The organism is Calditrichota bacterium, assembly GCA_013152715.1.
In the GTDB taxonomy this organism is placed as follows: Bacteria; Zhuqueibacterota; Zhuqueibacteria; order Thermofontimicrobiales; family Thermofontimicrobiaceae; genus 4484-87.
Genome location: JAADFU010000005.1, coordinates 1 through 10,553 on the forward strand (window position 1 = coordinate 1; position 10,553 = coordinate 10,553).

The 10,553-nt window shown below is 45.3% G+C and carries 7 protein-coding genes; 2 read left to right on the forward strand and 5 right to left on the reverse strand.

Features of this window, described 5'->3' with window-relative positions; all coding sequences use genetic code 11:
• Positions 1–72: 72 nt before the first annotated feature.
• Together GXO74_00570 and GXO74_00575 are read right to left on the reverse strand one after the other, a co-directional pair.
• Positions 73–609 carry a spore maturation protein gene (locus tag GXO74_00570; protein NOZ60151.1) on the reverse strand — a complete coding sequence of 179 codons (537 nt, stop codon included), beginning with the start codon at positions 607–609 and terminating at the stop codon, positions 73–75.
• Positions 609–1,259: a nucleoside recognition protein gene (locus tag GXO74_00575; GenBank protein NOZ60152.1), complete on the reverse strand. Its 651-nt coding sequence runs from the start codon at positions 1,257–1,259 to the stop codon at positions 609–611. The genes GXO74_00570 and GXO74_00575 overlap by 1 nt, the downstream gene beginning before the upstream one ends.
• Before the next feature lie 620 nt (positions 1,260–1,879).
• Between GXO74_00575 and GXO74_00580 the strand changes: the two genes are divergently transcribed.
• Positions 1,880–3,121 (forward strand): PQQ-binding-like beta-propeller repeat protein, encoded by a 1,242-nt coding sequence (locus GXO74_00580; protein ID NOZ60153.1) that lies wholly within the window; start codon positions 1,880–1,882, stop codon positions 3,119–3,121.
• A gap of 268 nt (positions 3,122–3,389) precedes the next feature.
• Here GXO74_00580 and GXO74_00585 read toward each other — a convergent pair whose 3' ends face one another.
• From GXO74_00585 to GXO74_00595, 3 genes are read right to left on the reverse strand one after another with little or no spacing between them, the layout of a single operon-like run.
• Positions 3,390–4,775, reverse strand: a complete 1,386-nt coding sequence (locus tag GXO74_00585; protein ID NOZ60154.1) for a sigma-54-dependent Fis family transcriptional regulator — start codon at positions 4,773–4,775, stop codon at positions 3,390–3,392.
• 13 nt (positions 4,776–4,788) lie between these two features.
• Positions 4,789–5,052: a hypothetical protein gene (locus tag GXO74_00590; protein NOZ60155.1), complete on the reverse strand. Its 264-nt coding sequence runs from the start codon at positions 5,050–5,052 to the stop codon at positions 4,789–4,791.
• A complete protein-coding gene (locus GXO74_00595) occupies positions 5,045–8,440 on the reverse strand; it encodes a response regulator (protein ID NOZ60156.1) in 3,396 nt (1,131 codons plus the stop codon). Before GXO74_00595 ends, GXO74_00590 begins: the two co-directional genes overlap by 8 nt.
• A 374-nt stretch (positions 8,441–8,814) precedes the next feature.
• Here GXO74_00595 and GXO74_00600 point away from each other — a divergent pair.
• Positions 8,815–10,553 (forward strand): hypothetical protein (locus GXO74_00600; GenBank protein ID NOZ60157.1); only part of this gene is annotated, 1,739 nt, incomplete at its 3' end.

Consider the following 10,553-nt stretch of genomic DNA (forward strand, 5'->3'; position numbering starts at 1 on the left):
TGAATTGTGAAGCTGCCTTGTCGTACCGTAAAAATAAATCTGTGATAATCGCAAAATCCGCGTGCTCCTTTTTTACCCGAATACAATTTTGCAAATAAACAACGCCGCCAACAATCCCGCCAGATCGCCAATCAATCCCGCCGGTACCGCATGGCGCGTTTTTTTGATGCCCACGGCGCCAAAATAGACAGCGATCACGTAAAAAGTTGTTTCTGTGCTGCCGTAAAATGTGGAGACCAGTCGCCCGATGAAAGAATCAGGCCCGTACTGTTTCATCAGTTCGGTAGCAATGCCGAGAGTGCCGCTGCCGGAAAGAGGCCGCATCAGCGCCGCCGGCAACGCCTCGGCGGGCATACCGATAAAATTAGTGATCGGCGAGATCAATTTGACGAACAGATCCATGGCGCCGGACGCGCGGAACATGCCAATCGCGACTAAAATCGCCACGAGATAGGGGATAATTGTCACCGCAACATTGAATCCGTCTTTGGCGCCGTCAACAAAAGCCTCGTACACTTTGACTTTTTTCACTATCGCCAGCACGGGAATCACAAACAACAAAAATGGAATCGCCCACGTGGAAATGAAAGTAATGATATTCTGAAACATTATTTTTCCTCCTTGCTCGACGTAGATTCGGGATCGTCATTGTTTGGCTGGTCGTTTTCATTTTTGATCCGAAAAACCGGGAGCCGCTGCAAAAGCTTCGTGGCCGTCACCGCGACAATCGTCGCGCAGCAGGAAGCAAAGATCGTCGTTCCGATGATCTCTGCCGGATTGGAGGAATGCAGCGTCACGCGGACGCCGATGATTGTCGCCGGAATGAGGGTAATGCTGGCTGTGTTCAGCGCGAGAAACGTTGCCATGGCGTTGGTGGCGGTATCTTTTTGGGGATTTAATTCCTGCAGCTCTTCCATGGCTTTCAGTCCCAGCGGCGTGGCGGCGTTGGAGAGCCCCAGCCAGTTGGCGGCGATGTTCAGAATCATTGCGCCCATCGCCGGATGTTCGGGAGGCACTTCCGGGAATAAAAATCGGGAAATGGGCCTGATCGCCCGCGCCAGCACGCGAATCATCCCTGCTTTCTGCGCAATATTCATGATTCCCAGCCACAGCGCCATGATGCCAATCAGTCCCAACGCGATTTCCACGGACGTGTTGGCATAACTAAAAGCCGCTTTCGTTACGGCGTCGATCTTGCCATTAATTGCGCCGACAATCAGCGCGATAATGACCAGAGCCAACCAGATGTAGTTTAACATACCTGCCTCCTGTAAATTTTGATTTATTTTTATTTGAAATTTTATTCGGAAGAAACCATTGGGATTAAATGTAAAAAAATATCGGAGAGAATCAAGGTTTTTTTTGCATGAGAAATTAATCATTTAATTTATGGGCGTCATATTCAGAGTTAAGGAGTCGGCCTTTTATTTGGTGAGTTGTAGCAGGTAAATGCTAATCGGTTAAGTTGCACTTGTCATTTGTCGTCGGGAATTGTATCGAATAAAAAAGAAAGGAAAAAAATGAAAAATATTGCCTATTCTTTTTTAAGGTGTAGTCCACTTCGGAAGTGGACTACACCTTTTGCTTTTGTTTGGAATTTGCTCGGCGGTCAGGACTGGGAAGTTGTGACTTCCCTGCGATCCACAATTTCCTGCTAAAAAAACTCAAAAAAAGCTTGACTTTATCTTTATTTTTTATAAATTTAAGTAAGCAAAATGCGAGAGCAGGTGGGATAGTCCGCAGACTTTTGCAAGACTATTCTTTTTTGCATTCGCTCCGGGTTTTCTCCTGAAACCCTGCTCCCACAAAAAACTTTATTAATCGCATCTTTTTTTCAATTTCACAATTATTCCATTCACTAACTTATCAAGAGGAGAGCATGAAACCAAAAACGATTCTCATCCTGCTGTTGGCTGTTCTCGTGATTTTTGCTTGTCAGAAAAAGAACAGCACCGAGCCGACGGATGAGAATATTCAACCGCAGCAGGATATTCCCTGGCCCTCGCTGGCGGATAGTCCGTGGCCTATGTTTCATCATGACCCGCAAAGCTCCGGCAGGTCGCCTTATCCTGGCCCGACAAAAGGGAGAATTTCAAAAATAGTAACAATCACTCAAGGAGGCAGTAAATTCACTTTTACCACAATTGGGCCTGAAGAGCATGTTTATTTATCAGTGGGGAACATCTGGAGCGACTCACTGCAAGATACAGATGGCTATTTATTCAAGTTTGATAAAAGCGGCAATTTTATTTGGAAAGTCAATCTGGATGGCCATGATATTACTAGCTCACCATTAATTGATAAAGACGGAATCATTTACATTGGTTCTACGGATGGTTGTTTCTATGCCATTAATCCGGACGGATCAATTAAATGGAAATTTTGCACCGAATCCAAAATTGAATGCGGTCTTCGTGGTGTAAACATTGGATTAGACGGCACTTTATATTTTAGCACGATAAAGGATTTTTATGCTCTCAATAGCGATGGAACTCTTAAATGGACGCTTCCGGGGTTTGGGAACGCAGGAGCGCTTATTTCACCTGACGGAAGTATCTTATATGTTTACTCTCTTAGCTCAGGGACATTAAAGGCGATGGATAACAATGGAAATGTAATGTGGGACTACCCCTTTGCAATTAATCCACTTGTCGATTCTAACGGGAGAGTATATGCTGCAACGAGCGATTCAACATACACTGTGTTTGACGAAAAAGGAGAAGTAGTATGGGAATTTTCTATAAGCGCTCATAAAAATTGGACAAACGATCGCATTGATAATCTTACTGCGCCTACGATTGATAAAATGGGCAACTTCTACTTTTCTACTGATCTTGATTTGTATTCTTTGGATTACTCCGGGTCATTAAGATGGATTATACGCGGAGTGGGTGGCTCGGGCTTACATTTGATTTGCGATTCAGCAGGAAATGTATACTTGATATCAGGCTGGGCTAATTCGAGTGATCTTTTTTCAATCTCTAATAGCGGATTTTTAAACTGGAAACTGTCTCTTTTGCCCGAGCAGTATATATTTTGCGGTCCATCTATTTCTTCAGATGGTAAAATGTATTTCATCTCCTTATATGACGGAAAGTCGCAATTATATGTAATTGAGTAAAATGAGATTTGTTTGTGATGTAAGTAGGCTCTGGTGAGTAGTGGATTGGTGAGTGGGCATTCGTCATTTGGCATTAAGATTTTGATTCAGCGAAAATCCGCGGGATCTGCGAGAAAGCTTTTGACAAATTAATCAGCGAACCATGCTCAAATGCGAAAAAAATTCAAGGTGCAGCCCACTTCAAAAACGGACTGCACCTTTGGCTGCTATTTAGAATCTGCTTATCATTTGATTGTTGGAATTTGTTTGGAATCCGGAATTTTGCCTCTTATTTAAACTTATTCAATTTATTGTGAATCGTTTTTAAGCTGACGCCCAGCATTTTTGCCGCTTTCGTTTTGTTATTACCTGTTTTCTTGAGCGTCTCTAAAATCACCTGCCGCTCGATTTCTTCATAAGTCGCGCCAATGGGAATGATCAACACATCTTCCTGTGGAGAAATTTGTTGCATCGAAGCTTTCCGAGAAACATCAGCGCTTCCGGCCTTAATATGAGGAGGCAAAACGCTTTCATTGAGTTTATTGCCTGCTGTGAACAGCACTGCTCTCTCAATTACATTTTTCAATTCCCGCACATTCCCGGGCCAGGAATAGCGCAGCAAAGCATCACGAAAACCTGCTGCCATGCCGGAAATTTGTTTCTTGTTTTGTCGGCTGAACAATTGGAGAAATTCATCCGCCAACAAAGGAATATCGTCAATGCGGTCGCGGAGAGGCGGCAAATTAATTTCCACCACGCAAAGACGAAAATATAAATCCTCGCGCAGGTGTCCATCCTGCACCGCTTGCTGCAAATTTCTGTTTGTCGCCGCAATGATGCGCACATCTACTTCCAGTTCCTTTTTCCCGCCGAGACGACGAAAACGCCTTTCCTCCAGCACGCGCAGCAATTTTGCCTGCGTGTCGTATGCCATCTCGCCGATTTCATCGAGAAAAAGCGTGCCGCCGTGCGCCATCTCGAAACAGCCGGGCTTTTCGCTAATTGCACCGGTGAAAGCGCCGCGCTCGTGGCCAAAGAGTTCGTTTTCCAGAATCTGTTCCGGCAACGCCGAGACGTTCACGGCGATGAACGGTTTGTCCCGTCTGCCGCTTTTTCGGTGAATTGCGCGCGCCACCAATTCTTTGCCGGTCCCGCTCTCGCCGGTGAGAACCACATTTGCGGTGGAGTCGGCGACGGCGTCGATCATGCGGTAAATTTCCTGCATGGCGGCGCTCTGCCCGACCATGTCCTCATAGTGCGTGAGTTGACGAATTTGCTCTTGAAGCTGCTCGTGGGAAACCCGCAGTCGATAATGTTCCAGAATTCTTGGCAACAACGATTTTATCCGCTCAGGATTCACCGGCTTGGTGAGATAATCGTACGCCCCGGATTTCATCGCCCGAACGGCTGTGGAAATTGTCCCCTGTCCGGTAATTATTACAACCTGGGTGTCGAGATCTTCTTTTTTCACTTTTTTCAGCAATTGCAGCCCGTCCAGCCCGGGCATCTTCAAATCCGCCAGCAACACTGCGAAATGTTCATTTTGCAGCTTGCGCCAGGCTTCTTCGCCGTCCGCAGCTTCAATTACAGAATAGCCTTCCTCCTCCAGCAACGCCGCAATCCCCACGCGGATGGATTCGTCGTCATCAGCGATTAATATTTTTTCTTCTGCCATTTTTTTCCCGAAATTATTTGCTCAAAAATTTTCTCAAATCAATTTTGTTTCGTTTTTTTTCCGGTAACTTCACATATTCAATGAACCGCTCGGTGAGGCGGTGGATGCTCTGCACCTCATTTCCGGCGATCTGTAAATGTTTGGAAATCGCCTTATCCGCCGCCGTTTTCTCGCATTTTACTTTTGCCACGTCTAAATTGATCATGGCGGCGTGTAGTGGATTTCTCATTTTATGGGCGAAAATTTCCAGCATATTCAGCAACTCTTTCTCATCCATTGGCTTTCCCCGTCCATTTTTCGATTGTCTGTATCACGCGCTCCATGCTGAAAGGCTTTGACAAATAAGCATTGCAGCCGGCTTTTAGGGCGCGGTTTTTGTCTTCAGCGGCAGTTTTTGCCGTGATCGCGATGATTGGCACTTTCGCCATATTTTTTTGACTGCGAATTTTTTTCGTGGCCTGATAGCCGTCCATTTCCGGCATCAGCATGTCCATTAAAATAATATCCGGATTCACTTTTTTGGCTAACTTCACTCCCTGTTTACCGTTACTGGCAAAAAATGTCCGATAGCCTCTGCCGGATAAAATTGATTCCACAGCGAACTGGTTGTCAGGATTATCATCCACCATGAGCACCGTAGCGCGCGAATCAGTGCGGGTCTTTTTTCCCACACGTTTTTTGGTCGGCGTTTCACTACTGCCGACAGCGGTTCGATCTGCAAAATGCTCAGAAAAATCACGCACCGGAATTTGCACCTGAAAAGTCGTACCTTTTCCGGGCTTGCTGTCCACATCAATTTTTGCATTAAGTAAATTGAGAAAACGCTTCGTTATTGCCAGTCCCAATCCGGTGCCTTTGATTTTTTTTCGTTGGAAAGAATCCACCCGCTGGTAAGCCGCAAAAATTTCTTTCAATTCCGACTGGCTCATTCCCACGCCGCTGTCCTGCACGCGAATTTGGAGCATTTTTTTATTTTTATTAAAGTTGACATCAAAAATGATTTTTCCGCGCTGCGTATATTTCACCGCGTTGCTGAGCAAATTCGTGATAATGCGCTCGATTTTTTCTTCGTCGCTGAACAAAAATTTCGGCGTTCGCTGATCGTGCTTCACAATCAATTTCAAATTTTTGCGCCCGCACAACGGTCGGATCGATTTCAAAATGCGTTCCAGCAAATTTTCCAGAGAAAAATAGTGTTCTTCAAGCGTCAATTTCCCCGAATCCGACCGCGCCAAATCCAGAATGTTGTTGATCAATTTCAGCAACTCGTCGCTGTTCTGGCGAATAATTAGCAGTTGTTTTTCCTGATCGGGACTCAAATCGCCGCTCAGTTCCGAAAGCAGCACATCTGTCAACGAAACAATTGAGTTCAGCGGCGTGCGCAGTTCATGAGCCATGACATGGAAGAAATCGGTTTTGAAACGGCTCGACTTGTCGGTTTGTTTTGCCCTTTCCAGCGCGGATTTCAGCAATTTGTAATTACGGTAATGAACCGCCGCTTTCCGGGCACAAATTTCCAGCGTTCGCACAAATTGCTCGTTGGGAATTCTTTTTTCTTTCGGCTGAAACGCGCTCAAAAATCCAAAAATCCGGCCCTCGATTGCTACCGGGGAAATAAGCGCCATTTCGTCAGCCCAGCTTTCGCCGACTTCAAACGCGGCAATCGCTTTTTTGTTTTTAAACTTAATGAGGTACGATTCGCCTAATTGATTCTTTTTCGAGAGATAGATTTCAGCGCCCTGAAACAGAAACGGCCTTTTCCGCGCGAATTCGCGAATGCTGTTTTTGGAAATACCGGCATACGCGGCGATTTTGAACGGATGCCCCGAATCCGACTTCAGAGAAAAAATGACCTGCCCCCAGCCGAGACGACGAATTGTCTGACAGGCTTCCGTCAAAACCTTTTCCGGCATCGACTCCAGCGACAATTTTTCGTCAAAAGACAAAATTTCCAACAACTCTGCAGCGCGTTTTTCCAGTTCCCGGGTTCGCTCCGCGACCAGCGACTTCAAAGTCCCTTGCTGCAATTCCAACTGTTCACGGAGCGCTTTCGCTTCGGCGAGTTCCCTGCCGACGCACATCGCGCCGATATTTTTTTTATTTTCGTCAAACAAGAACCGCACATTCCAGCTCACGGCAATTGTCTTTCCGGCGCGCGTTTTGACCGGCGCCTCATAATCCCGCAGTTCCACACGCATGGCGTCGCCGTAATTTTTGTGCAATTTATTCACATCAGCGAAAAAATTCGGCAATCGTTTTCCCGTTAACTGTTTTGCTTCGTAACCCAGCAAATCTCTGCCGTAGGGATTAATGTAAGTACAATTTCCTTGACGATTTACAACCAGCACAATGTCTCTCATGCCGCCCAGCAGTGTTTCGTAAAAACGGCGCACTTTCTCCAGTTCATCTTGTCGCTGTTGCAAATCCTGGGTTCGCGCGCGGGCTTCTTCTTCCAATTTTGCGGTGTAAGTTTTGAGCTCCTCTCGCTGCAAAAGTTCTTTTTCATTTTCCACAATTGCCAGCAGCCAACCGTTGTCCGCGGTGCTGACGATGACTTTCACCGGAATCGTTTTTCGCGATTTTTCTTTTAATTTTAAGTCGAGACGAATAAAATTAGGCTTGTTCTTCAGCACGATTGTCTCAAATTCTTGCCTGCTGTCAGGCGCCAAAAATTTCTGAAAGTCTCCGCCAATTAAATTTTCCGTCCGCACGCCCAACCACTGCGCCAGCGTTTCATTAGCAAAAACAAACCTGCCATCTCTTTCCAATTCGCAAAACCCAACGCCAGGAAGCTGCAACCGCCGTTGCCATTTCGCCAGCTCGCGTTCTGTTTCGACAAATTTCTGCTCGGCGCGATAACGAAGTTCCTGCTCCTCTTCCAGATATTTGTAATTTTCAACAAAAAGAATCCAGGCGAGGCAAAGCAACCCCAAAACAGTAGCAAGTTGCGAAAAGAAAAAAGTGGATTCTCTCGCGCTCGCGAATGAAATAATCGCAAAAACCACGGCAAAGAACAGCATCGCCACTGAACGCCAGTAATCGGGAAAAAGTCCGTTTCGAATGTAATTCCGCGCATATTTCCAGATGAGGAGGACAGAGACAAGCAAGCCGACAGCAGCGACAATCTGATGAAGATGGAATTTTTCAATTTGAAAAAGAAAATATTTTTTTATGAAATAAAAAATCGCAACCGCGGCAGCCTGCAAAATCAGCGCTCCCGCGAAAAATAACAACGAATTTTTTTTTCGATTTTCAATAGCAAGAAAGCGACCTTCCGCCAATGAAGCGGCAAAAATAAAAAGCAGCAATAAAAATGCGCCAAAACCAAAACTCAACAAATGAAATTCAAGTGGCGAATTAGCAGAATTTGCTGCCGGCGAGAAATAAAAACGCAGTCCATTTTGCAGTCCAAAACTGAACGTCGCCAATGCCAGCCACAGATTTTCCCGCGAATGGTGCCTGAAAGCGAAGAGCAAGTGCAACAGAAAAAGCGCTGCCAAAAGGAAATTTTCAACCGCTTCCACAATCACCCACAATGACCGGGAGATTGGAAATCCGGATATCTGCCGGGGAAAGAGAAAAATAGACGCCGCGCCGGACAAAATCAGCACGAACGCCAAAATGAGTTTCAGAGGGGAGCTTTTTTGCCGATAACTTTCTTGCATTTTATTTTTCAATCTCGGGAACAACTTTTCTTTAAATATAGGCGAAATTAAGATAAATGTCAATACAATTTTGCAAATTTGAATATTCAACAATTAGCTGAAATTTTATTTGCACAGACAATTTTAATTTTTCAAATTCGTTTTCCGCTCATTTTTTCCTTGACAATTTTCATTTTTTTCAATATAATAAAAACAGAAATTTTTATCGAATAAAATTCTGCATTTTTCGCAGTTTTAAGGTATTAATCGAATAGTTGTTAATGTTCTGAATCAGCAATTTTAGCATTCACAAATTAATGAAAGGCAAAAATTTCAAACCTTTCCTGCCTGAAAGCCATAAAAATTTATAATTCCCAAAATTTTCGGGGGCGAAAATGAAAAACCAATCCCAGTTGTTGATTTCTCTCGCTTTGTTTTTGATTTTCTTCTCTTTTTCCGTAAATGCCCAAACTGTGATCTGGAGCGAAAATTTCACTTATCCGGACGGTACGACCCAAGGCAGTGGTATCCCACCAAAATGGACTGTCGATGTCTCTGCGTGCACTTTTGACGGAGACGATCATTTTGAAGTGCGTTCCAATCAAATAGAAGGCAACGACCTGGATGGCGAAGCTGTCTGGAGATCGCAAGGAATCGACATTTCCGGTTATGGTAGTGTTTCAGTCTCCGTTGATCTGAGTGAAGTTGGTGACCTTGAATCCTCTGATTACATTCGAGTTTACTACCAGATAGACGGCGGAGCCGAGACTCTCTTTGACACCAATGGTGATGTGTCCGATGATTTCAACAATTTGGTCGCTTCGCAGGCAAATCTTTCCGGAAGTACTTTGCTAATTGTCATTCGCGTCATGAATAATGCGACTACGGAATTCATCCGTTTTGATAATGTCACTGTTAGGGAAGGCGTGCAAACGCTGGATCATTTTTCCATTGATCCCATTGCCAATCAAACGGTCGGGGTGCCGTTTTCAATTACCGTCACGGCAAAAGATGCCAGCGATGCAACGGTGACCTCTTTCACAGGCACCGTGGATATTAGCGACCTTTCCGGAGATATCTCTCCGACAACGAGCGGAAATTTCACCGCTGGCGTCTGGACAGGGAATGTCACTATTTCTTCGGAATACACATCAGATCAAATCACTGTGACCAACAGCAGCGGGACAGAAACCGGCTCTTCCAATCAATTCGATGTGCTAAATGCTCCTGCCGCCGGCAGCGTCGTGATTAACGAGCTGATGTGGATGGGATCCACGCTTTCCACGTATGACGAATGGATTGAGTTGAGAAATACAACTTCCAATGCTCTCGATATTTCCGGCTGGCAACTCACAAAACTGAGCGGCGGCGCCGAAGCTTTGATGCTGGAAATTCCTGCAGGAAACACCATTCCGGCGAACGGCTATTTTTTGATTTCTAACTACGACGCTGCAAATTCCCAGATAGACGTCACACCGGATATTGTTGATAGCGATGTCTCTCTCGCAAATACGCAATTGCAGATTAAACTTTACGACGGCGATTTTACAACCGGAGCTAATTTAATTGACACGGCGGATGACGGAACTGGTGCCCCTGCTGCCGGAGATAACACCTTGAAATATTCAATGATGCGAGTTACTCCTCCCGCAGACGGAACTCTGCCAACAAGTTGGTTCACTGCGGATATTGCCCAGGGCTGGGATAATGGCGCCACTGAAAAAGGCACGCCCGGAGCGGCAAATTATAATGTTGAGGTAACTTCGCATACTCCGAATCAGAATGAAAATAATGTCGAGCCTTCGAGCGACATACAGGTCAATTTCAACATGGACATTGATGCCAACACGGTTGATGAGAATAATTTCTCTGTGATAGGCAGTTACACAGGCAAAATTTCCGGAAGCTACACTGTAAACGGCAATGTAGTTACCTTTGATCCGAACAATAATTTTAAATACGGAGAGATTGTCACAGTAACTTTGACCACCGGGATTCATGCCAGCAACGGCACGCCTCTGGCGAGTCCTTATACCTGGCAATTTTTTGTGGAAAGTGAAGAAGCTTGTGCCAGTTTTGTCGATAACGATCAGGTGTTTCCAGCCATTACCAGTTGGGATGTTGCTCTCGGAGA